The sequence below is a fragment of the Clostridiaceae bacterium genome (genome assembly GCA_012840395.1).
GTDB lineage: Bacteria > Bacillota > Clostridia > Acetivibrionales > DULL01 > DULL01.
Map to the genome: position 1 here is coordinate 89,302 of DULL01000066.1, position 24,101 is coordinate 113,402.

A 24,101-nucleotide genomic window follows, 5' to 3' on the forward strand; every position below is an offset into this window, starting at 1 on the left:
CCTTTTAAGTTTTTCATAAGGATTACAGCAAAAATACTCTTTAATGGAAATATTATACATTTAAAAGGAAATATTATATTATTACCTTTGAGGTGATTTTCATGCTTATTAGATACATTTCATTCAAGAGAAAAAGCAGCGATAAAATTCTTACAGAAAAAATTCAAAGAGAGCTTACTCAATCTCTGAAAAATAAGGGTATTGGTGTTTCTAAAATTACCATTAATTATGATTCAGATGCTTTAAATATTAGTGTGTACATAGATGAAAAAGCATATAACTTTTGTTAACATACTTATTTCGTTTATAAATTCGACGGTATCATACAAATTTCAAATTACATAATTCAGCTCACGTTTAAAAAACGTGAGCTGAAATTGAAAGAAAATTGACAGGTTGATTAATACTGCAGTTGTTCAATAAATTTATAGCCACTCTCGATTGTTTCTTTTACTCTGTTTCCTGCAGGACCTCCTGGAACATTTCTGCTTGATACGCATTTTTCCAGGCTTATTTCTTCATAAATGTCATGGTCAATTTTATCTGAAAAACTCTTTAATTCGTCTAAAGAAAGTTCTTCAATAGCCTTTTGTTGTTGAATACAATAAAAAACCATTTTACCAACAATTTCATGGGCACTTCTGAAAGGTATACCTTTTTTCACAAGATAATCTGCAACATCAGTTGCGTTAATAAAACCACCCTGAGCTGCTTTATGCATTTTATCTTTGTTTATTCTCAAGGTATTTAGCATATTAGTAAATACGGGTATACACATTTTTACAGTATCGATGGAATCAAAAATGCTTTCTTTATCTTCCTGCATATCCTTGTTATAAGCAAGGGGAAGTGCTTTCATTACAGTAAGCAATGCCATAAGATTTCCATAAACCCTTCCTGTTTTGCCTCTTACAAGTTCTGCCACATCAGGGTTCTTTTTCTGAGGCATTATGCTGCTTCCTGTACTGTAAGCGTCGTCCAGCTCAATAAATGAAAACTCATGAGAGGACCAGAGTATAATTTCTTCACTAAATCTGCTAAGATGCATCATTAAAATAGAAAGGCAGGAAGCCATCTCAATTACAAAATCTCTGTCACTGACTCCGTCAAGGCTGTTTTCTGTAATAGCATCGAATCCGAGTTCCTCAGCTACCATATTTCTGTCAAGTTTATAGGTTGTTCCTGCAAGGGCACATGAACCAAGAGGCATAATATTTATTCTTTTTAGGCAATCCAGTAATCGCTCAATGTCTCTTCTGAACATCTGAAAGTATGCCATAATATGATGGGAAAAGGTTATGGGTTGAGCCCTTTGAAGATGGGTATAGCCGGGCATTATTGTGTCAATATGATTTTCTGCAATATGAAGCAGGGTTCTTTCCAGTTCTGATAGCATATTAATAATGTTCTTGGTTTCATTCCGGAGGTACATCCTTATATCGAGTGCAACCTGGTCATTGCGGCTTCTTGCTGTATGCAGTTTTTTACCTGGTTCACCGATCCTGGAAATAAGGATTTTTTCAATATTCATATGAATATCTTCGGCATCAACCTCAAACTCAATACTTCCTTTTTCTATATCTGACAATATCTCAAGAAGGGTCTTTTGTATAAGTTCAGAATCTTCTTCTGGAATAATATTGCACTTTCCCAGCATTTTTGCATGGGCTATACTTCCTTCAATATCTTCCTTATACATTCTGCTGTCAAAACTAATGGAGGAATTAAAATCATCCACAGATTTATCAGTACTTTTCTGGAATCTTCCGCCCCAAAGTTTCATATGCCACCTCATGAACAAATATTTTATATTGCAATCTTTATTGATGAATGCAATCTCTTATTAAAAAATTATTTATTACTGCCATCCTTTTTGTTATTCCTCAGCATTAGGGCTCTGACCTTCATAGGCAAACCAAACAGGTTAATAAACCCTTCAGCATCTTTCTGGTTGTAAACTTCGTCTCTTCCAAAGGTAGAAAGCTCTTCATTGTAAAGGGAATAGTCGGACTTGGCACCTGCAGGCATGCAGTTTCCTTTATATAGTTTCATTCTTACTGTTCCGGTTACAGTTTCCTGAGTCACATCAACAAATGCAGATATTGCTTCTCTGAGTGGTGTGTACCATTGTCCGTAATAAACCAGTTCGGCAAATCTTTGGGCAACAATATCTTTATAATGCAGAGTATCCCTGTCAAGGCATAGTAACTCTAATTCTCTGTGTGCGGCATACAGGACTGTTCCCGCAGGAGTTTCATATACCCCTCTGGATTTCATACCCACAAGCCTGTTCTCTACTATGTCTGCAATACCTACACCATTTTCTCCTGCAAGTTTGTTAAGCACTTCAATCAATTCTACAGGTCCATACTCAACACCGTTTACTTTCTTGGGAATACCTTTTTCAAAATATATTTCTACATAAGCTGGCTTATCCGGTGCTTTTTCAGGAGGAACCATAAGCTTAAGCAGCTTATCATACTGAGGTTCATTCCAAGGGTCTTCCAGATCTGATCCCTCGTGGCTTAAATGCCACAAGTTCCTGTCCATGCTGTAGTTATCCTTTTTTGTAACTGGTATCTGAATATTTCTTGCTTGAGCATAATCGATGGCATCTTCTCTTGATTTAATATTCCATATTCTCCACGGAGCTATTATTTTGAGATGTGGTGCCAAAGCTTTTACTGTAAGCTCAAACCTTACCTGGTCATTGCCTTTACCTGTAGCACCATGTGCAATAGCAGTAGCTCCTTCTTTTTCTGCAATTTCAACCAATCTCTTAGCAATTAATGGCCTTGCAAAAGAGGTACCCAGAAGGTATTTTCCTTCATAAATAGCGCCGGCCTTTAGAGTAGGAAAAATAAAATCAGTAACAAATTCTTCCTTTAAATCCTCAATGTAAATTTTACTTGCACCTGTTTTTATTGCCTTTTCATTCAGGTTGTCTAGCTCCTCTCCCTGACCTAAATCAGCTGCCATAGCTATTACTTCATAATTATAGTTTTCCTTTAACCAAGGTATGATAATAGATGTATCAAGTCCGCCGGAATAGGCTAGTACTACTTTTTCACTCTTTCCCATACAAAACCCTCCAGTTATATGTTAAAATATACTTATGTGATTCTACTAATTATACATCTTACTGTATAATTATGCAATATTTACTTAATACAATGCAAGAATATACAAATTGAATCACCAGTTAACATTATATCATTATATATTATATTAAAATAATTTACACAACTATTTGTTGAAGAAAAGAGAATCAATGATGATTATAATGGGTATAGATCCTGGGTTTGCAATAACAGGGTATGGTATATTAAAATATACGGGAAACAGGTTTTCTCTTATAAAATATGGAGTCATAACTACGGAAGCATCTGAAAAATTTGCTGACAGGTTAAAACTGCTGAGTGAAGGGATAAAGGTGCTGATTTCTGAGCATAAACCAGATGCTATTTGTATTGAAGAGCTATTTTTTAACAAAAATATAAAAACAGCTATAGCAGCGGCTCATGGAAGAGGTGTGGTATTGCTTTCTGCGGCAGAATCAGGAGCAAAAGTATTTGAATATACACCTTTACAGGTAAAACAAGCAGTTGTTGGATATGGCCATGCAGACAAAACACAGGTCCAGCAAATGGTGAGAATAATATTAAATCTTCAGGATATACCTAAACCGGATGATGCGGCAGATGCACTGGCAGTTGCAATTTGTCACGCTCATTCTTACAGGATGAATAAACTTCTTTAGACAAGCTTGAAATCATATAAATTTGTTTTAGAGATGAGGTAGCAACCAATATGTTTTCTTATATAAAAGGTACTCTAGTAGGAAAGTACGGAGATAATATAGTAGTTGAAAACAATGGTATTGGATACAAAATTCAGACTTCATTGACTACCATAGAAAATATAGGTATGGTAGGAAGTGAGGTAACAGTGTATACCTGCCTGAGTGCCAGGGAAGAAGCCATTAATCTATATGGTTTTATTTCAAGAGAAGAACTTGCTCTTTTTGAACTATTAATTACAGTATCAGGAGTGGGGCCAAAAGCAGCAATATCTATTTTGTCTTCTATAACACCTTCAAAATTCAGCCTTGCAGTTATAACAGATGATGTAAAAACTCTTACAAAAGTAAAAGGCATAGGGAATAAAACTGCCCAGAGAATAATTTTAGAACTTAAAGATAAAATTAAGAAAGAACAGTTAATATCTTCAACAGAGGAACAAGATTCAGAGATACCCGAAGTAAAAGATTCAAGGATATCAGAAGCAATTAGTGCCCTTATGGTTTTGGGATATACGGCAATTGAAGCAAGTCGTGCCGTGTCTGCTGTTTATTCTGAAGATATGGACCTGGAAACCATTATACGGAACTCATTGAAAGGTCTGGTAAAGTAGTTTGATGTGTTAATTATTTGATGGGCAAATAACAAATGTATAAATATAGATATAGATTAATTTGCAGGAGAGTAAGTACAAATGAATAATGACAGACTAATAGGATGTGAATTAAGAGAAGAAGATTTTGATGAAACAAACTTAAGGCCTAGATGGTTCAGTGAATATATAGGGCAAACAAAGGTTAAGGAAAATTTAATGGTATTTATAGAGGCAGCCAAGCAAAGGAAAGAAGCCCTTGACCATGTACTTCTTTATGGCCCTCCAGGACTTGGAAAGACAACACTTGCAGGAGTAATCGCATCAGAACTGGGGGTAAATATAAGAATTACATCCGGACCTGCCATTGAAAAACCAGGAGATTTAGCTGCTATACTTACCAACCTTGGCAGCTATGATGTACTCTTTATTGATGAAATACACAGATTAAACAGGAGCGTGGAAGAAATTCTTTATCCTGCCATGGAAGACTATGCCCTTGATATAATTATCGGAAAGGGGCCAAGTGCCAGATCAATCAGGCTTGATCTTCCAAAATTCACATTAATAGGTGCCACTACCAGGGCTGGTCTTCTTACTTCTCCCTTAAGGGACAGATTTGGTGTTATTAACAGGCTTGAACTCTATTCTACAGATGAACTAAAACAAATTATTAAAAGATCTGCCTCCATATTAAAAGTAGGTATTAGCGATGAAGGAGCTGAAGAAATAGCCAAACGTTCCCGGGGAACACCCAGAGTTGCAAACAGGTTGTTAAAACGTGTCAGGGATTTTGCTCAGGTAAAAGGTAATGGATATATTGATGGCGCTGCCGCTGTAATGGGATTGAATGCTCTTGATATAGATCCCATAGGTCTTGATGGGGTTGATACAAACATGCTTCTATGCATAATCCATAAATTTGGCGGAGGACCGGTGGGACTTGAGACTTTGGCTGCGTCAATCGGAGAGGAAACTGATACTATAGAGGATGTTTATGAACCCTATCTGCTTCAGTTAGGTTTTATCAGCAAGACTCCCAGGGGTAGAATAGCTACTAAGGCTGCCTATGATCATTTTGGGATAAAATATAATTAGACGGAATTTATTGGGCGGAGGTAACTATGAAACTTTTACTGCATATATGCTGTGGACCTTGTGCTGTATATCCTGTAGATGTATTGCAGAAGGAGAATATAGACTTTGAAGGAGTTTTTTTTAATCCAAATATACATCCTATAGAAGAGTTTATTAAGCGCAGAGATAATGCAAAGATACTTTCTGATATAAAAAATTTTCCTATAACTGTATCAGATCAGTTTCAAGAGACCGATTGGCTTGGATTTACCGGTACCAGTGAAGAAAGGTGCAATATGTGTTACAGTTTGAGACTGGAAAGAGTTGCGCGGATGGCAAAAGAGAAAGGATTTGATGCTTTTACTACAACTCTTCTGGTAAGTCCATATCAAAAACACGAACTGATAAAAGAACTTGGGGAAAAAATGGGGACGACCTATGGAATTGATTTCTACTACAGGGATTTAAGAGAAGGATTCAGACAAGGACAACAACAAGCAAGAGAGCTTGGATTATACCGTCAAAAGTACTGTGGCTGTATCATTTCCAGGAGAGAGACTCCAGTAAAGTCAAAAGGAAGCAAATAGTTACGTTATTATTACAGAAGTATTAAATTTCAATAAAAAATTAGTATATTATGCCAAAAATGCCGAAGTATAATGTAAAATAAATATACAAAATGTATCTTACAAAAAATACAAAAAGTGATACAAAAGATGAATACTAACGGGGGTCATAATGAAAAAAATCGCGGCAGTTATTTTGGCATTTCTTATTTTAATATCTTTTTCCTGTAATGTAGTAGCCGAATCTTCATATCTTTCCGGTTATACTCCTAAGATAGTTGGGTTTTTAAATGGAGTAAGCTATTCAAATAAGGGGAAAACCGAGGAAATAACTGTTGATATCAGCAAATATTCTGATTATAGTATTTTTAGGTTAAAAAATCCCGAAAGAGTAGTTGTAGATATTTTAGGAGTTGATGCGCCAGGAAAACAGCAAATTATTCCAGTAAATAGCAGTTTGATACAATCTGTCAGATATGCACAGTTTGATAAAGGCATTGCACGGGTTGTACTGGATGTAACAGAGCAACCTGAAGTCAATATAAAAAATGAAAAAAACAAATTAATAATACTTGTCAGTGTAATAGACGATGAGAATAAAGTAGTGGATGAGGAGGATAAAAGCAACACTGGTAAAGATAATAATAACAGGGATAACCAGGATAACTCCCAGGTAGGAAATAATGATGAGAAAAACGCCAAAGACAGAAGGGAGGATACTTCTGATCGTAGCGGAGAAAACAGAGATGAGTCTTACGGAGATAGTCAGTTATCCATTGAATATCTGTCCTTAGAGGAAGATGAAAGAGTTTTAATTTCAATGGATAGTGAAAAAGAGTTTAGGATTATGAGACTGACAGGACCTGACAGAATAGTTGTTGATATTCCTGATGCTCCGTTAAATATAAGGAGGAATGAGATTCCCGTTAACAGCAGCCTTATTAGTTCAATAAGATATGGTCAGTTTACGGAAGACACTGTAAGAGTTGTTCTTGATATAAATGGACAGGTAGATTATGAAGCTGACACTAAAGAAGGTGTCTTGACCATAAATGTGAAAAAAACTTCCTTAAAAAATATTAAATATCATAATCATAGTGACAGAGTATATCTTACATTAAATGGAGCAAAGCTTACCGAGGGAGGAGAATTTCTAAAAAATCTGTATACCTCAAGTTATGAGGATGAAGGGAAAAAGTACATAATTACATTTCCAAGTAAACTGGCTAACCTTGGTACTGGTATGCTTAATATAAATGACAATTACCTGAAGTCTATTGAAATAATTGAAGACAAAGAATCAGGCAACACAAGCATAATATTCGATGCAAAAGATACGTTTAAGTATCTGGTTTTTACAAGATCTGAAGCCAATGATACTGCAATAACAGTACTTAAGCCTGCCTCTGATGATGAAAGGCTGGTTGTTATTGATGCCGGTCATGGAGGTGCCGAGCCAGGTGCAATTTATGGAAATTTATATGAAAAAGAATTGAATTTGGATATCGCTAAAAGGCTCAACAGACTTCTTGTTGAGAATAATATAAAAACATATATGATACGTCAGGAAGATATTACAGTAGCCCTGTATGAAAGGGCATATATTGCCAATGCACTAAATGCAAAGCTGTTTTTGAGTATACATAATAATGCTATGGCTGATGTAAATTATGGGGGTACCATGACTCTGTATTATCCGCAGAATGGAAGAACAGGAATTAATGGAAAGACTTTCGCAGAAATAATACAGAGGAATTTAGTAGATACGTTAAAGACTATTGACAGAAGCATAAGAGAACGACCTAACCTTGTTGTCCTTAAGGCTACGAAAATGCCTGCAGCTCTTGCTGAAATTGCTTTTTTGACAAACTCAGAAGACAGGAATAATCTCAGGAGTGAAGAGTTCAGGGAAAAAGCGGCTCAGGCTTTATTTAAAGGAATAATGGAAGCTCTGGAAAAGATCAAATAGAACATACAAAACTATATAAAAAACAGTTAAATTATCTAGTAGAATTTATATATTCTACTGATTTTTTTCTAATTGCTTTTGTGTTAGTATTAATTAATGTTTTATATTAGTATGCACATTGATAATAATAAATATAGCGAAAGCAGACTGGGATATTATAAAATTTCATATTCTTGTCCATAATTAGTAATAAATGTAAATCTTTATTATGGAGGGAAATATGAAAAGGCTTATTAGCTTGCTAGTACTTGCCTGTTTGGTGTTTACCAGTAGCTTGGGACTGGTTGGCTGTTCTGGATTAGAAAAAGAACAGAAATCTGATACAACAAAAACTACAAAAACCAGTATTGATACAATAAAAGAAGAACAAGAAGAAGAGGATACTGATTATGAGAAACGTACAGATATCACTCCAAGCGGCACAGATACTGCATTAAACACAATAAGTAATGAAAATACTGGTGAACCCAAGAAAGATAATATCCAGGAAGATATTCCCAGTTTGTGGATAACATTATATTATCAAGACAGGGACGGTTATATTGTTCCAGCTTCAAGAAAAATTGCGAAGCAGGAAGGAATTGCCAGAGCTGCGGTCAGTTTGCTGGTTGACAACTCCATTAACAGGGAGGAAATAGAGTATTTTGGGTTGTATCCAGTACTTCCTTCAGGAACTGAAATATTAGGTTTGAATATTAAAGAGGGTATAGCTACCATTGATTTTGATAAGGATTTTTTAAATTATAGTGATGAAACTACTGAGAAGAATATTGTTTCATCGGTTGTATATACATTAACGGAATTTAGTACTATCGAAGGAGTAAAAATCCTTATTAATGGCCATACCGTCAATAATATGAAATATAATACAAATTTATCTGGAGTTCTTGGAAGAGATAATACATTGATTAATTCAGACAGGATAAATCTTGATAAAGATATGGCAAAACAAGATGTTTATTTTTATAAGAGAGTAAATGACAGGTATGAATATTTGCTGCCAGTATCAAGAATGTATCCCAAAACAGGAAGCAGTGATACCCTTGCTCTTATAACCAGATTCCTCTCGGAAGATCCGGGTATAGAACATCTTTATACCCAGGTGCCTAATGGAGTTGAGTTGTTGAATAACAGCATGGATGGAAGTACTCTGGTTTTAGATTTTGATGCCAGGTTAACATCCTATGGAGGAGGAACAGCCAGGGAATATGGAATTATAAATCAGTTTTTATATACAGTAAGAGGAATGGGCGGAATTGATCGAATAAGATTTCTTGTAATGGGAAAGCCGGCAAACTTTCCGGAAGGAACCAGTGTTTCAAAAGACTATATTATACCTGCTTTGATAAATAGTGTTATTGATGAGTAAATTAAAAAATAATAGTCAGATATATGTAATATTGATTCAGAAGTATTTAGAAAAGCATACAGGAGACATTTAGAGAAGTGGAAAAATTTGTGGAAAAATTTATTGTAGCAAGCAAGAACAAAGGAAAGTTAATAGAAATACAGAAACTTTTGGAAGGTCTTCCTTATAAAGTGATATCAATGGAAGAAGCTGGTTTTTCAGGAGATATCGAAGAAACAGGGAAGACCTTTGAAGAAAATGCGTTTATTAAGGCCAGAGCTGTATTCAACGTAACCGGAGGGATGGTTATGGCAGATGATTCTGGTCTGGAAGTGGACTACTTGAATGGCTTGCCAGGTATTTATTCATCAAGATATGCCGGGGAAGGGGCAAGCGATCAGGACAGAAATGAAAAATTGCTAAGAGAATTAAGGGATGTACCTTTTGAAAAAAGGACAGCAAGGTTTGTGTGTGCAATTGCGCTGATTTTGCCTGATGGTAAACATATTTCAATAAATGGATCCTGTGAAGGATATATAGGGTTTGAACCTGTTGGAGATAATGGCTTTGGTTATGACCCTTTGTTTTTTATACCTGAGTATAATGCCACAATGGCTCAGCTTAGTTTGCATGAGAAAAATAAGATAAGCCACAGAGGAAAGGCCTTAAGATTGTTGGTTGATAAGTTAAAAAATTATGAAATAATCGAAAAATAAGGAAGGATATACAAGCTTTCAGCATTTAATATATAGCTTCATGCCAGGATATTTATGAAATTATATATTATAGTGTCAACACCATAAGGTTGCTTGGTGAAACAGGCATGTAGCCAATTCAAATTATATTGGCGGTTCAATATTATTTGAAGATAGTAAATGGTGACAGCTTGTTTTGGGGGAAGTATGAAGATATTGGTTTTAAGTGATACACATGGAGAGATAGAAAAAGCCGAAGAAGTAATCAGAAAGAGTAGAGGAATAAATCTTATTATACATTTAGGCGATTATTACAGAGATGCTCAGAAATTATCAGACCTTTTTCCTGATATACCTGTTGAATATATACATGGAAACAGTGATTTTATGATAGATGATGTTCCTGCAGAGAAAATACTTCAGTTCAACGGCAAAAAAATATTTATTACACACGGGCATAAATACTCTGTAAAATGGGATTATGAAAAACTTTTTAGGAAAGCGGAGGAAATTGGAGCAGATGTAATTCTGTTCGGGCATACACATGTTCCTAAGCTGGTTTCTAAAAATAAATGCCTGATATTAAATCCGGGCAGCATAAGTGATCCTAGAGAGAATTCCAATGAGTCTTATGCAATAATTGAGATTGAAAATGAAAAAATAAGCCCTAAACTTTGTAAAGCGTAGTTTGAGCTTTGTATATAGCTTATAATTGATTTTGTCGAAGAAATATTGCTTATGAAAATAATATAAAGAGTGTTGACAAAGGAACTTATAACTTGTATAATAGGTAAAGTCAGCGCAAGGATAGTGTTGCGGGTGTAGTTCAATGGTAGAACATCAGCCTTCCAAGCTGATTGCGAGGGTTCGATTCCCTTCACCCGCTCCAATTTATCTAATTGATAGTATTCTTTCTTTTTTATTGTTCTTTTTTAATAATGTATGTACCCGTAGCTCAGCTGGATAGAGCAACGGACTTCTAATCCGTAGGTCGGGGGTTCGAATCCCTCCGGGCACGCCACAATTTGTCTGAAAACCCTGATGAAATCAGGGTTTTCGGCGTTTTTTGAAGCACAGGGACGGTTCTTCTGCTTCCTTCAGACGGAAGCAGAAGAACTGTCCCTATATTTACATTGCTTCGATCAATTTCCTAACTCCTACCATATTTATTGCCCTTTTCATGTTATAGGCAAGAAAGCTAAGCCCCAGCTCTGCTGTCGCTTTTTCTTTACCCTTACATAACAGATAATGCGCACCATGATACCACTTTACTGTGCCAAATGGGTGCTCCGACAAGAACTTTCGTTCTTTTATCTTGTGGATATCTTCTTTTATTCTGAGGACAACTTTCTTCTTTATATAGTCTTTTCTGTCTAGCGTATGATTGAATGGACTGATATCGGCATTTTCGGGAATAGGGTTGAGATTTCCTTTTACGTTTCCGTACATTCGAACCGAAACACATTTGGTGCCAGGCCCAAAGCTTACAGTCTTGTAATTTTTTGAACCTGTACATCTGTTAGGGTACTGGCGGCATGCATCTTTATTGGCGAATATGGTGTTATTTCCTTTCTTCTTTGTCTGTTGCCCATAGGACATGTTACAGTTCCATCCTCGTTTAGCGTAAAGCAGCTTAAAATAGACTGTTCTTGAACTTCTACTTCTATTACAGTATTTTCATAGCAAGCAGGAAGTACTCCTGCGGATATGCACTTTTGTATGTCCTCTGGTTTATTGGAGTTCCTTATCTCTTCTGTAATTTCTGCTTCTTCATAGTCTATGTTGTAGAGCCTCTCGTGTTTATCATATTTCAAAGCTACATTTGGAACTATCCCATTCATTACACAGTTTAATATATCTTCACGATTTTCATAGCCCTTGTCTGCCACTACCTCAACTGTTTCAAACTCCAGGGTTTCCTTTGCACGCTGGGCCACTTCTTTCAGCAGTCTCTGATCCGTATTACGATTGGAAGACATTTTTCAAAGCTTTAGCATTGTCCTTACGGAAGTCTGATATTGTTCTGAAATCAGGGGTTAGTCTGTTTAGGAGAAAAAACAATTCAATGTTGCGGGTACATTCAGCCATAAGTTTTCTGCTGGAACGTATCTTGTTGAAGTAGCCATATACGTAAAGCTTCAGAAGGTCTCCAGGGTCATAGGGAGGCCTGCCGGTCCGGCAGGATACGGCTCTTTGAAATCCGGCTACTTCTACACAAAAAAATATCATAAGAGCCCGTCAAAAGGGGTGTTATTTGCACATAAAATATAAATTGAAAGGTGGTATGAAAATGAATCAGACAACAGGAACAAAAAGTTTTATGTTCTTTGTAACCGCTGTGTTAGGTTATCTATACAACAGTATAAATGAATTAGTGGTAATATTAATACTGTTTATGATTATGGATTATATTTTAGGCATCATAGAAGTGTTTAAAACAAAAAAACAATTTGATAAAGAGGTTGCACTCTGGGGAATAATCAAAAAGGTATTGTATGGTTTTGTTCTGGCTATTGCTTTTTTGGTTGACTTCATTATAATTTTCCTGACCACAAAGATTGGTATGAAATTGCCAGTGTCAAGTATGTTTGGCATCGCAGCAATTGCATACTTGCTGGGAACAGAAGGATTCAGTATTGTAAAGCATTTTTTGATAATTGGGGTGCCTGCTCCGAATTTTCTTCTTAAATTTTTCGGTTTATTGAAGGATGAATCTGGTAAGATTATTCCTTTCTCCAAAGAGGAGAGAGAAGAAACTGAAGATGAAGAAGAGTTCTTCTGATATCCTGAAAAAATATTATAAAATGATTAATTATTATACCAAAAGGAAAAAAAGTATAATTTACTATTGTTGTTTTTGGTGTTAGATTAATGTTATTGATCAAAAAGGTGAAACATATTTCACCAACATTAATCTGACGGAGGATTATGCATAATGAAAAGGTTTGACGAAATACAGCAGATAGGCGGACATTATGGAGATGATCATGAGAAATTCCTGGGTGCGGTCGTACCACCAATTTTTTCAAATACCATTTTTAAATTTCCAACCTACGAATCTAATGAAGAAAACAATAAGAACAATAACCGTTATTCCTACACTAGAATTCAGAATCCAACATATGAAATAGCTGAAAAAAAGATTGCAAAAATGGAAAACGGAGAGGTCGCCAGATGTTATGTTTCAGGCGTATCGGCGATTTTTTCAGCTCTTTCAGCATTTCTTGAGAAAGATGCCCATGTGGTTTGTATAAAACATGTGTATGGAAGAGTTAATGAATTCCTGGATACATATTTCAACAGGTTTGGCGTTGAAACCACAAGAGTAAGTGGAGAAGACCTGGACGAAATAGTGTCTGCAATACGTCCAAATACCAGGATAATATATCTTGAGAGTCCTAGCTCATTGCTTTTTAAATTGCAGGATCTTGCTGCAATTGCAAAAATAGCAAGAGAAAAAGGTATATATACTATGATTGATAATACCTGGGCTACACCTGTGTTCCAAAATCCTTTGGATTTGGGCATTGATATAGTTATTCACTCTATATCCAAGTATTTGGGAGGTCACAGTGACATTGTTGGAGGCGTAGTAATTTCGAGCAAAGAAATAATGAAAAAAATTCCAACATTCGGTAGCTTTTTGCCTCCATTTGAAGCCTGGCTGCTTATAAGAAGTTTGAGAACGCTGGGAGTGAGAATGAGACAGCATCAGGAAAACGGTATTAAAGTGGCCAAGTATCTTGAAAGTCATCCTAAAATATTATCAGTAAATTATCCGGCTTTAGAAAGCCATCCCCAGTATGAACTGGGCAGAAAGCAGATGAAGGGATACAGTAGCGTATTTGGTTTTGAAATAGATACTGACAGAGAGGGAATTAAAAGATTTATAAATAATTTGAATTATTTTACCCTTGGACCAAGCTGGGGTGGATACGAGAGCATAATAACGGCAATGGCATGCGGGAGGACCGATGAGGAAGTTTTAGCTACTGGTTGCTCTATAAAGTACCTGCGAATATCCATCGGGCTTGAAGACGCAGATGTATTGACTGAAGACCTGGAAAATGCCTTGAAACATGTATAAATTACGGAGAGTTACACGAGGAAAGACCTTGGTAGATCAGAAAACCGAGAAATATGCTACAGCTTTAAATAGGAGGAAATATCTTAGAGAATGATTCTTTAAAAATAATGTTCCATAAAAAAACCTTATCTGGAAGCACATATTGCATTTATAATCTTATATGTTAATATAATTAATATATTTTTATGCCTTATGGAGGCAAGGAGACGGAAACACGGGGATGGTTCCTTGCTCCTTTTCACAAGAGAACGGAAGCAGAAGAACCGTCCCTTTGCTTTTGAGAGGAGGAAATCAATGAATACTCAACAGGTAATGGAAATTGCACTAAAGCTTGCCGGGCTTGATCATGTCCCAGAGGACTCAGGTATTATATTTGAAGGAGACAATATTAAGAAGGTAATGTCCGGCATCAGTATAGATGTCCCGGAATTATTAATTGCCAGGGAACTAAAGGTTGACATGGTTCTTGGCCATCATCCCAGCAGTTCAACCAGCGGACTGGGTATGTCAAAGATGCTGGAATATCAGATAGACAAGATGGTCAGTTGTGGAGTTCCAGTCAACAAAGCACAAAAAGCAATAAGTGGCAGGATTGAAGATATTGAAAGAATAATACAGGGTGGTAATTATGACAGAATAAATTCCGCTGCCAGATTATTAAAAATACCATATATGAATATACATACCCCTGCAGATATAATTTCTGAAAAAACCGTCCAGAAAAAGATTGACGAACATTTAAAAGGTAACAGTAGGGCAAAGTTATCTGATGTAATTGATGCTTTAATGGAGATAAGAGAATACAGAGCTGTCGCAAAGATACAGCAGCCGAGAATTTGGGCAGGCTCACCTGATAGTTTTGCGGGCAAAGTAGTAGTAACAATGTCAGGTGGCACTAATGGAGGTCCTTTGGTGGCAAAGGCTTATTTTGAAGCGGGAGTAGGTACTTTGGTTTGTATGCACGAAAAAGAAGAAACACTTAAGGCAATTAAAGAGCAGAATATTGGCAACTTGATAGTTGCAGGTCATATGGCCAGTGATTCCATAGGAATGAATGCAATACTTGAAGAACTGGAATCTAGAGGAATTGAAGTTATAAGGATGTCCGGAATTGTTTAAATGGATTTGCAATACAATAGGAGGGTTTTAAAATGTCAAGTATTAATGTTATTGAAACAGGCATCTTATTTGAAAATAAGTTGCCTCAGCTGAGAAGCAGACATGGATACTTCCCGGGAATAATCAAAATGAATGACGGAACCCTTATGGCAGCATATGTAGTAGGAGAAGCTTTTGAAAGTGTGGATCTGACTACTGAAATATCAATAAGCAGAGATGAAGGAAGAACCTGGGAGAGGATAGGAAAGATATATGACAAGAGGAAATCTTCCAGAAAAACATCAGATTCATTGAAACTTACCCAAACAAAGGATGGAAGGTTACTGGCATTTGGGTATGAGATGGATAGAAGCAACCCCTGTCTACCAATTGGAAATGTAGAGACGGGGGGAATTCTAGATAGCAATATGGTACTTTTTGAATCAACGGATATGGGTAAAAGCTGGGGAGATCCGGTTATTATACCTAATTCTTTTCTGGGAGATCCTGTTGAAGCTTCCGCTCCTCTTGTTGAACTGAAAAACGGGCATCTGGTTACACCTATAGCAAATTTTAAAAATTGGGAAGGTATATGCAAATCCGGACTACATAGCCGTCTTTTGCGCTCAGAAGATGGAGGCAGAACATGGGATGACTCAACTGTTATTATGGAATTTCCGGGGAGAAATATAACCATATGGGAGCAAAGGCTTTGCCAGACGGAGTCAGGAATGTTATGTGTAATAAGCTGGAATGAAGACCTTGCAAATGGAATACAATTACCAAATCATTTTGCTCTTTCTTATGACAATGGAAAGACCTTTGAAAAACCTCAGTCTACAGGTATAATGGGTCAGGCTTCCGGTTTGGTTCATATTGAAGGTGAGAAAATACTTTCTCTCCATTGTATGAGGCGTGGAACAGACAAGCCTGGAATATATGCTTACATAGTAGATTTATCAAATGGTACCTGGGATATTATTGATGAAAAAGTGGTATGGGAACCAAAAACATTACTGCAGGCAAATAAAAAAATGATGGATGTATTTGCATTTCTTAAGTTTGGGCAACCATCGGCTATAAGGCTAAACCAGGGTGGAGATTTCCTGATGGTTAACTGGATCATTGAAGAGGGACAGGGAAAAATAATCTGGACCAGACTAAATATTATATAAATTAATACCAGATATTAGCAGAAGAATATATTTGGTGTATTGATGATATTTATAGTATAATTTATATATATTAGGGAATTATGGCATTGTAAGTATAAATATCTCTTTTCAGGAGGATTTTATGAAATTCAAGAATCCCAAATATATAATATTTATAATTGTAGCCTCAGTAGTAATGATAGCTGTGGTCATGTACATATCCGGTGTATTCAATTTGAAAAGTGAAAATTCGTCGGCAAATAAGAATTCAGATCAGACAAACGTATTGGCAGAGACTGAAAATAAAAATGATACAGATGATATCACCAGCGGTGATGACAAAGAAGCAGAAGTAACCGGTAATAAAGATCTTGATGAAAATAAACATGAAGAAGGAACCGGAGACAGTGAAGAAGTTAATTTGGAAACAGAAGAAGCTTTTGCAGAAGAAAATTGGATAGTGGAAAGCCCGGTAAAAATAATTGATAATTCTCCTGAATTTGAGGTTGAAATGGCGCTGTGCTATGACAATGAGAATAAAGCTTTTGTAATTCTTGATTACTATTATGACGGAGTTAGCAGATCAAGAGAATATTCTTCAGGCAATATACCTTTTCTTAAACAAGTTGAAGATACGGATGATTATATTCAATCAGCCGGATATACAATACAAGAAGCGACATTGAACGGCAAACTGGCTAAACTGTACTTTTTTGTAAAGAAGAAGAATAATTCTTCTAATGAACTTTTCTGTTTATATGTAATTGATTTAAAGAACGGTGACGTAAAAGAAATATATATCGGAGAAGGAACTGAATTAAGCCCTTTAAAATTTTCTAAAGATAAGAAGATGGCGGCCTTTTGTTATACATCCAATAAAGGTGGGCCTGTTCCGGACAGCATGTTGCAGATTCTGGACTGCAGTTCTGACAGATGGTATATTGTGGAAGGAAAAACTCCTCTGGGGAACAGGATAGGACAGGAAGGGGTTCCTGACAAACACTATTCATATAAAATGCTTTCATGGAAATCTGATACGGAAATTTCATTAATGGAAATTTCCTATATGAAAGCCGATCAAGACAGCGCAGGAATAACGCCGGAAGAAATTGAAGTAATATATGATGTTTCGGCCAATCTTATCAAGTATCCTGAAGGATATGATTCAAGGGGAGTCAAAATTGTTGTAGAAAAAGAGCCTGAGGAACCTCAGGACAGTCCTCCCATGATGGCACTAAAGAATTTCTATAAGCTTATAAATAACGAAGAATATAATAAAGCTTATGATTTGCTGGATGAAAAGTTCAGACTAAATGCATTTAAAATGTTTGGATCTTTTGAAATCAGCAAGAATGAAATAGATGTTGAATATTTCTCTGAAATTGCGGCAGCAACAGGTATTTTCAAGAGCCTGCAGATAAAAGAAATAAAAAAAGAAGAAACTGAGGGCAGCGTTTCAAAAATATACTATATACAAAGTGTGAACCTGGAGGATGGAAGTAACCCTTTGGAATTATCTCTTGTAGCGACACTGAGCATGGTTGGTGAAGAATGGAAGATAACAGCTCTTGATGACTGGACAGAGCCTGCAAACACACAGCCCAATAATTAATAATGAATAATGTTGAAGAATAAATCAGATAAAAAACTCTCTGCGAAACTACAGGCAGCTATTTGAAAGCTGCCTGTTTATCCAATTTATTGGCAAATGCACAAAAACTGGTATATATTAATACTGGTTTTTAATAATTATATAACTTGAAGCAGTCAAAAAAACTGCAGAAATAATCATTACTATCATAGGCCAGCTTGAAAAGACCATTGCAAGAGCATCCTGGTAACTTATTATACTTGAAGGAAGATTAAAATTTCTAAAAAGTTCAAGCGCAAGTCCCTGAGGGGTAAAGAGTGATATGGATCTGGCTACCCCCGACATTTCAGCAAAATTCCAGAAGCATCCTCCTGCAAATCCTGTAATTATTGAAAATAGCGGAGCACCAGTCTGAAGCTGCATCCTGGTTTTTAAAATTGAAGATATAAATAAACTTAAGGCAATTACTGTTAACAGGTATACAATAATAATTAAGAGACTGGCTGGATTATTGAAGATACTAATCTTAAAAACCAGGGATGATATCAGCCAGAAGAATGCGATATGAATAATACCAATAAATAAAAGAGTTAAGATATTGCCGGCAAATACAGATCCTAAAGCATTTATACCTGCCACAAGCCTTTTTATGGTGCTGTTTTCTCTTTCATCAATAAGCCAGCTGCTGTTAAACAAAACGAGAAACATTAGAAAAGCGGTCAACATACCAAGAGCTGAAGCTTCAACTGTTCCGGATAGAGGGCTTGATTCTTGAATTATAGCTCCTCCCTTGATTTCACTGTAATCCATTTTCATCGGAGGTTCAGGTTCCCATAACGAATCTGTATATTCCCATGCTTCAGACCATAAAGTTTTCTTATTCTCAGAAGAATTGTCTTTGGAAAACTTTCCCATGTTTTCATATTCTTTTATCACCCAGTCGGCTGCAGTTGAATTTAACATCAATCTTGCAGCTTCTCCAGCTATGCTTCTCGCAATAATACCCGCAGACAAAGTAGAAGGAGACTCTATCTGTTCAATAGCTCCATCAGTATCTCCCTTAAGTATTTTTTCCATAAAACCTTCTTTAATTATGAAAGCAGCTTCAGCCTTATGGTTTTTTACAAGTGCTACGGCTTCCTGTTCATCAGCCTCAATAACAATCAAGCCTTCTTTAGAAGATATTCTTTTGGTTAGCATTACTGAATATTCTGAATTATCCAAATCGCATATAGCAATAGGAATTTGATTTCTCTTCTCATATCTTAAGGCATAACCTGTAATGAAAGTAAGGAAAAGAGGAATTAAAGCCATAGCGATAATAAAGCTTTTATCTGACATAATTATTTTCAATTTATATTTAACTACTGTTAGTATTTTCGACATTATATGTTTACCTCCGAACAAATTTCCAATTAAAGATCAGGATGCCCTATGGTTCTTTATTCCTTTTAAAAAAGGAATTGAAACGGCCAGGTAAAGTAAACCCATCCCTGCTAACACAGCCAGATCCCAGTAAAATACAGATGTAATGTTAGCAGAAAATATTTGCAAAAAACCATCAACTGCCCATCTGTTAATGGTAAAATAACTTAGAGTTTTGATAAAATCAGGCATTGCGGTAAGGGGATAAATGCTACCTCCAACTACTGCCATCAGCAAAGTTCCCAAACTTCCCGCCAGATCTGCTGTGGCAGGTGAGGGAGATATTGTTGCCACAAAAACTGCGCAGGCAGAAACTGTGAATACTATTATTATAAATAACAATATCATAAGCAGAGGTGAAGTACTGAGATAAATGTTGAAAAAAATTGAGCCGGGGATAATTATTGAGGCAAATTGCAGGATTGAAATAATGAATACTGTTAAAAATCTTGCCAGAATAAACTCAGCAGCACTCATAGGAGATATTTCAAGCCTGCTTCGGATACCCAATTGTTTTTCGTTGGCAGTAAACTTAATGCCCATTATACCGCTGAACATAATAAATACTACAAGCAGGGCAGCAATGAAATACTCATATTGAGTAACATCAGGAATATATGAAACTTTTTTTTCTTCAAAAATTCTTCCGCTGGATAAGGCTTTTAAAGAGAATTTTGTAACGACATCAGCATATTTTTCATTATAGAATTTTTCTGATGAAGCAGCTTTTTTGTAATAAACATAAGCTGTCATTATACCATTCTGCGAAGCAGATACGATATCTGCATAGCTTTGCATGAAATTTTTGATAATGTCAGCCTGTAAAGGCTTCCTGGAATCTGCAATTACTCTGAAAGGCTTGTTCTCACCTTCTGATACACTCTTTACAAAACCTTCGGGAATTATTACAACGGCAGCCACTTTTCCGTCTTTGAGCATGTTCATTGCCTCATTTTCATCAGCTTTAAATATGGTTACCAAATCTTGTATAGCTTCTGATTCAATAAACTGATTCAGCAGCATTCTTGATTCAAGAGAGTTTTCCTCATCCACAAGAGCAATTGAAAAGGTCTCAATAAATCTATTGTGAGTTAAAAATGGAGACAGAACATAGATAAAAAGGCTGATAAAAGCAAATGGCAAACCAAAAAAGAGAACCACTGCTTTCCAATCCTTAAAAAACAGCTTTAAATCATTCTTTACAACAACAAAAACTCTCAACTGCCGGCACCCCCGTATAATGAAAGGTAAATGTCAATGAAAAATTCATTGTCCTAACGCTTTGCCGTACTGGTAAAAGGTTCAATCAGTTCCTTATTGTTAAGTAAAAACTTAGCTGTAGAGAACTGAAGTTCCTTAACGATCTCTGATAGTTCCTCTTCGCTTATGGTGTTCAGATCAACAGCCCACTGGGAATCTGTTGCTGGCATTTCAAAACTTTCACCGTAACTGTCTTCTTTCTTTATATTAATCAATATATCTGCATTATCAATTTTATATTCTTCTATAGTAAGGTTTACAATTAAGTTATAGCTTGTGTTGATAGATTTCTTTTTTGCATTTTCAGAACTCTCTGAAGTCAGGTTAATATTAGCTTTAAAATCAGGCCAAATATTGTTTACGCATTTTATGAAACCCTCAAAGGATTCAGATTTGTCAGATTTTGACTTGCCCTTTTCAAAGTTGAATTGTATTTCTGCGGCATCACCGCCATTTTCTGCAGACTGCACAATTTTACCAACTACACTGTTTTGACTGAATAAAATATCATAATTTCTTTTTGACATATCCTGTTCCTTGCTGGAAAGGTTAATACTTCGCGAGATTATATTACCTGATGAATCTACTATGATCTTCATGCTAAGACCGTCAGGGAATGAGGTATTCTCTATAATGTCTAATAATTCATTTACCAGGATATTGTAATCAGAGTAGCTTAATAATTTTTCGGTTAAAGGTTTTAAGCCGGGAATCAAATCAAAATATCCTGCTTCATCTATAAGTTTTATTGCATTATTAATTTTATCAACAGTAATGTTAATAAGACGATTATCTTTAAAAATCATTTTAATAAAAGCTGCACTTAGATTTTTTAACTGATCTTCATTAAAAGAAAGCGTGAACTGATCGTATTTTCCGCTTTTCTGTGCTTCAAAGCCGTAATTCTGAATGTTTTTTGACAAAACTACCTGTTCATCTGATATATTATCTTTCAGAAAATTTGAATATTCAACTAGAATATTTTTTATTTCAGAAATTGGGAAATTTGTGTAAGGACTCATTTCTCTTGGCAAAAGAATCTTATTTATAGGATAATCCAGGTTGAATTTTTGCAAGGGAATTTTAGGGTTATTCTTATCTATCAGGAAGTACTTGTCATAAATTACGGGGATCTGAAGTCCTAAAGTATTTTTATCCACGAAAATATTAACATCTGCAAAATTTAAACCTTCAAGAAGAAATGCCAATGAAGTTAAGCTTTTTTCTTCTTTTATATTGTACCTTGTATTCAATACAAGTTTGCTGCTGTTTATTATGTCAATTGCCTGAGATGGAAGATTACCAAAGGAATTTTCCACGGATGCGGGAGAAGATAATTTAACCGAAAGCTCATATCTTGAGCGGGAAGGATTTTCATTAAAAGGTTTGTATCTTTTTTCCCGTTCATTATGTTTTTTTTGGAGCTCATCCATATATTTTACAAAGTTTTCAGTTTCAATTCTGAAGTATAGATCTTTTACATTTTCTTTTCCTCTAACCAGATAGTAAATAAGAGAAGCGGTTAATACCAAAACTATAATGGCGGATGCTATTATTATAAGTTTCTTGTTTTTTAGCATTATAAATTGACCTCCTGAAATAATCTGAAAGGATTATAGCAAATATTATACTGATCGGGACTTATGTTATATTTATATAAATTCATACTGAAAGTAATGCTATCCAGACAGTATTGCTTCCAGGACTGCTTCCTTTAGCTTTCCGCTGGATGAAAGTTTTCTTATTTTATCCACAGGTTGGCACATTAAAATCCTTCCTTTTTTCATAAGAGCGATGCGGTCACATATCGCTTCCATCTCATCAATATCATGGCTGGTATAAATAATTGTCCTGCCCTCATTTTTTAAGTTTTTAATTGTATCAATAATATAATGCTTTGATATAATGTCAACACCAACAGTAGGTTCATCCATAACTAATATTTCAGGATGATGCAGCAGAGCAACAGCGATGTTGATGCGCCGCTTCATTCCTCCGGAATATTCTTCAATCCTGTCATGGGCTCTGCCTTCCATACCAGCTATCTTTAGGACTTCCTTGATCCTCGTTTCAAGCTGACTGGATTTAAGGCCGTATAATTCCCCCCAAAACTTTAGATTATCATAGGCTGTGAGGGTGGGATAGAGGGCAATATCTTGCGGTACAAACCCAATCATCTTCCTTATATTAGCCGCCTGGGTTAACACGCTGTTTCCTTCAACTATTATATCTCCGCTATCGGGCTTTATTAATGTAATCAACATGGATATAAGAGTGGACTTTCCGGCTCCGTTTGGTCCTACAAGTCCAAAGATTTCATGCCTGTTTATTGTTAGTGAAACATTATCGACTGCTATATTTTTTTTATAATTTTTTGTAACATTTTTAACTTCTATTGCTACACTATTACTCATTAGAGTTTTTCACCCCGATTCATCCGGAATAGAATGTTACTTACTGAAAAAGATATTAAAAAGTACTTTAAAACCACATTTAAACATTAATTGTCATTAATATAGTATACAAAAAGTATATAATGTAATATATAATATAATTATACTTTATATTTAATATATTGGGTATATTAATATTAAGAACACAAATTATGAAAACAAGGATAGAATGGAGCATCAGGGATAATAATAAAGTAAACAGGTGAAAAAACAAAAAAATCAGAAATTTTATTCTTGACAAACGTAAGTATCTATCTTAAAATAATGCCTGTGCCTTGACATTGGTACGTTGCAAAATGGTGGATATAGTTCAGTTGGTTAGAGCGCCAGGTTGTGGCCCTGGAGGTCGTGGGTTCGAATCCCACTATTCACCCCAAGTTTGAATATATTGAAATTTATGATGGGATGTAGCCAAGTCGGTAAGGCACCAGACTTTGACTCTGGCATCCGTAGGTTCGAGTCCTGCCATCCCAGCCATGTTCAAGTTTGGTGGCAAGTATTGCAATAAAAAAGCACGAATCTTGCCTCAAGTATGGGCCATTAGCTCAGTAGGCAGAGCACTTGACTTTTAATCAAGGTGTCCGGCGTTCGAATCGCCGATGGCTCACCAAGTAAAAATCCTTGAGAACACTGCGTTCCAAGGGTTTTTATTTTATCTGGGGTGCGAGAGACTTCTTGATACCTGGTTAAACTTGAAGACAACCCGTTCTATAGACTCGTAGAACTTTAATTTGGATTATTAAAGCTTGCTGGCTGTGGATTATCAGCATTAAAAAACTGGTCACCCGGTGTAGAAAGATTGAAATACAGCTTAGAGTCTTTTGTAATTCCCCAATCTTTTAATGAACCGGTATCCTGAATTCTATTAAACGCTTCTCTAAACATAGTATTATGGGCTTCTTCACGGTTTAGTAAAAAGTCGATTGTATCCCTTACGCCTTTATCGTTGATTTGCCTATAGAGATATTCGTAAACAACTTTTGCTC

Annotated in this window: 24 protein-coding genes and 5 tRNA genes; 19 read left to right on the forward strand and 10 right to left on the reverse strand. The window is 35.8% G+C overall.

Annotated features, from left to right (window positions below):
• Nucleotides 1–101: 101 nt before the first annotated feature.
• Nucleotides 102–290, forward strand: a complete 189-nt coding sequence (locus GXX20_08345) for a hypothetical protein (protein HHW31667.1) — start codon at nt 102–104, stop codon at nt 288–290.
• Between the two features lie 110 nt (nt 291–400).
• Here GXX20_08345 and argH read toward each other — a convergent pair whose 3' ends face one another.
• Nucleotides 401–1,783, reverse strand: coding sequence for an argininosuccinate lyase (gene argH, locus GXX20_08350; protein ID HHW31668.1), 1,383 nt, complete (start codon nt 1,781–1,783; stop codon nt 401–403).
• A gap of 68 nt (nt 1,784–1,851) precedes the next feature.
• On the reverse strand, nt 1,852–3,081 hold the full coding sequence (locus tag GXX20_08355; protein HHW31669.1) for an argininosuccinate synthase: 1,230 nt from the start codon (nt 3,079–3,081) through the stop codon (nt 1,852–1,854).
• Between the two features lie 193 nt (nt 3,082–3,274).
• Here GXX20_08355 and ruvC point away from each other — a divergent pair, with 193 nt between their 5' ends.
• The 10 genes from ruvC (at nt 3,275) to GXX20_08405 (ending at nt 11,068) form a co-directional block, all read left to right on the forward strand.
• A complete protein-coding gene (gene ruvC, locus GXX20_08360; GenBank protein HHW31670.1) occupies nt 3,275–3,760 on the forward strand; it encodes a crossover junction endodeoxyribonuclease RuvC in 486 nt (161 codons plus the stop codon).
• 50 nt (nt 3,761–3,810) lie between these two features.
• Nucleotides 3,811–4,413 (forward strand): Holliday junction branch migration protein RuvA, encoded by a 603-nt coding sequence (ruvA, locus tag GXX20_08365; GenBank protein ID HHW31671.1) that lies wholly within the window; start codon nt 3,811–3,813, stop codon nt 4,411–4,413.
• A gap of 81 nt (nt 4,414–4,494) precedes the next feature.
• A complete protein-coding gene (gene ruvB / locus GXX20_08370; GenBank protein HHW31672.1) occupies nt 4,495–5,490 on the forward strand; it encodes a Holliday junction branch migration DNA helicase RuvB in 996 nt (331 codons plus the stop codon).
• A gap of 26 nt (nt 5,491–5,516) precedes the next feature.
• Entirely contained in the window at nt 5,517–6,056 is a 540-nt protein-coding gene (locus tag GXX20_08375; protein HHW31673.1) for an epoxyqueuosine reductase QueH, read from the forward strand.
• Between the two features lie 151 nt (nt 6,057–6,207).
• Nucleotides 6,208–8,004, forward strand: a complete 1,797-nt coding sequence (locus GXX20_08380) for an N-acetylmuramoyl-L-alanine amidase (protein ID HHW31674.1) — start codon at nt 6,208–6,210, stop codon at nt 8,002–8,004.
• A gap of 220 nt (nt 8,005–8,224) precedes the next feature.
• A complete protein-coding gene (locus GXX20_08385; protein ID HHW31675.1) occupies nt 8,225–9,373 on the forward strand; it encodes a GerMN domain-containing protein in 1,149 nt (382 codons plus the stop codon).
• An 89-nt stretch (nt 9,374–9,462) separates the two neighbouring features.
• Nucleotides 9,463–10,068 carry an XTP/dITP diphosphatase gene (locus GXX20_08390; protein HHW31676.1) on the forward strand — a complete coding sequence of 202 codons (606 nt, stop codon included), beginning with the start codon at nt 9,463–9,465 and terminating at the stop codon, nt 10,066–10,068.
• 186 nt (nt 10,069–10,254) lie between these two features.
• On the forward strand, nt 10,255–10,734 hold the full coding sequence (locus tag GXX20_08395; protein HHW31677.1) for a metallophosphoesterase: 480 nt from the start codon (nt 10,255–10,257) through the stop codon (nt 10,732–10,734).
• Between the two features lie 128 nt (nt 10,735–10,862).
• Nucleotides 10,863–10,936, forward strand: a tRNA-Gly gene (locus tag GXX20_08400).
• 55 nt (nt 10,937–10,991) lie between these two features.
• A tRNA-Arg gene (locus GXX20_08405) sits at nt 10,992–11,068 on the forward strand.
• A 107-nt stretch (nt 11,069–11,175) separates the two neighbouring features.
• On the opposite strand, the gene GXX20_08410 is transcribed toward GXX20_08405, so the two are convergent.
• Genes GXX20_08410 through GXX20_08420 form a run of 3 tightly spaced genes read right to left on the reverse strand, consistent with a single transcriptional unit; the run spans nt 11,176 to nt 12,276 of the window.
• Nucleotides 11,176–11,496, reverse strand: coding sequence for a hypothetical protein (locus tag GXX20_08410; GenBank protein ID HHW31678.1), 321 nt, complete (start codon nt 11,494–11,496; stop codon nt 11,176–11,178).
• 35 nt (nt 11,497–11,531) lie between these two features.
• Nucleotides 11,532–12,026 carry a hypothetical protein gene (locus GXX20_08415; protein HHW31679.1) on the reverse strand — a complete coding sequence of 165 codons (495 nt, stop codon included), beginning with the start codon at nt 12,024–12,026 and terminating at the stop codon, nt 11,532–11,534.
• Nucleotides 12,010–12,276, reverse strand: a complete 267-nt coding sequence (locus tag GXX20_08420) for a transposase (GenBank protein HHW31680.1) — start codon at nt 12,274–12,276, stop codon at nt 12,010–12,012. Before GXX20_08420 ends, GXX20_08415 begins: the two co-directional genes overlap by 17 nt.
• A 61-nt stretch (nt 12,277–12,337) precedes the next feature.
• On the opposite strand from GXX20_08420, the gene GXX20_08425 reads away from it, so the two are divergent.
• From GXX20_08425 to GXX20_08445, 5 genes are all read left to right on the forward strand, one after another.
• Complete coding sequence (locus GXX20_08425) at nt 12,338–12,829, forward strand: phage holin family protein (protein HHW31681.1); 492 nt, start codon at nt 12,338–12,340, stop codon at nt 12,827–12,829.
• Between the two features lie 153 nt (nt 12,830–12,982).
• Entirely contained in the window at nt 12,983–14,134 is a 1,152-nt protein-coding gene (locus GXX20_08430; protein ID HHW31682.1) for an aminotransferase class I/II-fold pyridoxal phosphate-dependent enzyme, read from the forward strand.
• Nucleotides 14,135–14,428: 294 nt separating this feature from the next.
• Nucleotides 14,429–15,253 carry a hypothetical protein gene (locus tag GXX20_08435; protein HHW31683.1) on the forward strand — a complete coding sequence of 275 codons (825 nt, stop codon included), beginning with the start codon at nt 14,429–14,431 and terminating at the stop codon, nt 15,251–15,253.
• A 32-nt stretch (nt 15,254–15,285) separates the two neighbouring features.
• Nucleotides 15,286–16,407 carry an exo-alpha-sialidase gene (locus tag GXX20_08440; protein HHW31684.1) on the forward strand — a complete coding sequence of 374 codons (1,122 nt, stop codon included), beginning with the start codon at nt 15,286–15,288 and terminating at the stop codon, nt 16,405–16,407.
• Nucleotides 16,408–16,528: 121 nt separating this feature from the next.
• Nucleotides 16,529–17,998, forward strand: coding sequence for a hypothetical protein (locus GXX20_08445; GenBank protein HHW31685.1), 1,470 nt, complete (start codon nt 16,529–16,531; stop codon nt 17,996–17,998).
• 117 nt (nt 17,999–18,115) lie between these two features.
• Here the strand turns inward: GXX20_08445 and GXX20_08450 are convergent, their stop codons facing one another.
• The 4 genes from GXX20_08450 to GXX20_08465 form a co-directional block, all read right to left on the reverse strand.
• Nucleotides 18,116–19,363 (reverse strand): ABC transporter permease, encoded by a 1,248-nt coding sequence (locus tag GXX20_08450; GenBank protein ID HHW31686.1) that lies wholly within the window; start codon nt 19,361–19,363, stop codon nt 18,116–18,118.
• 36 nt (nt 19,364–19,399) lie between these two features.
• On the reverse strand, nt 19,400–20,623 hold the full coding sequence (locus tag GXX20_08455; protein ID HHW31687.1) for an ABC transporter permease: 1,224 nt from the start codon (nt 20,621–20,623) through the stop codon (nt 19,400–19,402).
• 53 nt (nt 20,624–20,676) lie between these two features.
• A complete protein-coding gene (locus tag GXX20_08460) occupies nt 20,677–22,242 on the reverse strand; it encodes a hypothetical protein (GenBank protein HHW31688.1) in 1,566 nt (521 codons plus the stop codon).
• A gap of 99 nt (nt 22,243–22,341) precedes the next feature.
• Nucleotides 22,342–23,076, reverse strand: a complete 735-nt coding sequence (locus GXX20_08465) for an ABC transporter ATP-binding protein (GenBank protein HHW31689.1) — start codon at nt 23,074–23,076, stop codon at nt 22,342–22,344.
• A gap of 338 nt (nt 23,077–23,414) precedes the next feature.
• Here GXX20_08465 and GXX20_08470 point away from each other — a divergent pair.
• From GXX20_08470 to GXX20_08480, 3 genes are all read left to right on the forward strand, one after another.
• A tRNA-His gene (locus GXX20_08470) sits at nt 23,415–23,491 on the forward strand.
• Nucleotides 23,492–23,516: 25 nt separating this feature from the next.
• Nucleotides 23,517–23,592 (forward strand) — tRNA-Gln (locus GXX20_08475).
• A gap of 57 nt (nt 23,593–23,649) precedes the next feature.
• Nucleotides 23,650–23,725: transfer RNA gene (locus GXX20_08480), tRNA-Lys, on the forward strand.
• A 116-nt stretch (nt 23,726–23,841) separates the two neighbouring features.
• On the opposite strand, the gene GXX20_08485 is transcribed toward GXX20_08480, so the two are convergent.
• Nucleotides 23,842–24,101: manganese catalase family protein (locus GXX20_08485; GenBank protein ID HHW31690.1), on the reverse strand; the 260-nt coding region annotated here is incomplete at its 5' end.

Coding starts and splice junctions, on each gene's coding strand:
- GXX20_08420 (HHW31680.1), bottom strand. CDS start 12,276: ATGATATTTTTTTGTGTAGAAGTAGCCGGATTTCAAAGAGCCGTATCC.
- GXX20_08450 (HHW31686.1), bottom strand. CDS start 19,363: ATGTCGAAAATACTAACAGTAGTTAAATATAAATTGAAAATAATTATG.
- argH (HHW31668.1), bottom strand. CDS start 1,783: ATGAAACTTTGGGGCGGAAGATTCCAGAAAAGTACTGATAAATCTGTG.
- GXX20_08410 (HHW31678.1), bottom strand. CDS start 11,496: ATGTACGGAAACGTAAAAGGAAATCTCAACCCTATTCCCGAAAATGCC.
- GXX20_08415 (HHW31679.1), bottom strand. CDS start 12,026: ATGTCTTCCAATCGTAATACGGATCAGAGACTGCTGAAAGAAGTGGCC.
- GXX20_08445 (HHW31685.1), top strand. CDS start 16,529: ATGAAATTCAAGAATCCCAAATATATAATATTTATAATTGTAGCCTCA.
- GXX20_08395 (HHW31677.1), top strand. CDS start 10,255: ATGAAGATATTGGTTTTAAGTGATACACATGGAGAGATAGAAAAAGCC.
- GXX20_08385 (HHW31675.1), top strand. CDS start 8,225: ATGAAAAGGCTTATTAGCTTGCTAGTACTTGCCTGTTTGGTGTTTACC.
- GXX20_08380 (HHW31674.1), top strand. CDS start 6,208: ATGAAAAAAATCGCGGCAGTTATTTTGGCATTTCTTATTTTAATATCT.
- GXX20_08425 (HHW31681.1), top strand. CDS start 12,338: ATGAATCAGACAACAGGAACAAAAAGTTTTATGTTCTTTGTAACCGCT.
- GXX20_08430 (HHW31682.1), top strand. CDS start 12,983: ATGAAAAGGTTTGACGAAATACAGCAGATAGGCGGACATTATGGAGAT.
- GXX20_08345 (HHW31667.1), top strand. CDS start 102: ATGCTTATTAGATACATTTCATTCAAGAGAAAAAGCAGCGATAAAATT.
- GXX20_08375 (HHW31673.1), top strand. CDS start 5,517: ATGAAACTTTTACTGCATATATGCTGTGGACCTTGTGCTGTATATCCT.
- ruvA (HHW31671.1), top strand. CDS start 3,811: ATGTTTTCTTATATAAAAGGTACTCTAGTAGGAAAGTACGGAGATAAT.
- GXX20_08355 (HHW31669.1), bottom strand. CDS start 3,081: ATGGGAAAGAGTGAAAAAGTAGTACTAGCCTATTCCGGCGGACTTGAT.
- GXX20_08440 (HHW31684.1), top strand. CDS start 15,286: ATGTCAAGTATTAATGTTATTGAAACAGGCATCTTATTTGAAAATAAG.
- GXX20_08435 (HHW31683.1), top strand. CDS start 14,429: ATGAATACTCAACAGGTAATGGAAATTGCACTAAAGCTTGCCGGGCTT.
- GXX20_08460 (HHW31688.1), bottom strand. CDS start 22,242: ATGCTAAAAAACAAGAAACTTATAATAATAGCATCCGCCATTATAGTT.
- GXX20_08465 (HHW31689.1), bottom strand. CDS start 23,076: ATGAGTAATAGTGTAGCAATAGAAGTTAAAAATGTTACAAAAAATTAT.
- ruvC (HHW31670.1), top strand. CDS start 3,275: ATGATTATAATGGGTATAGATCCTGGGTTTGCAATAACAGGGTATGGT.
- ruvB (HHW31672.1), top strand. CDS start 4,495: ATGAATAATGACAGACTAATAGGATGTGAATTAAGAGAAGAAGATTTT.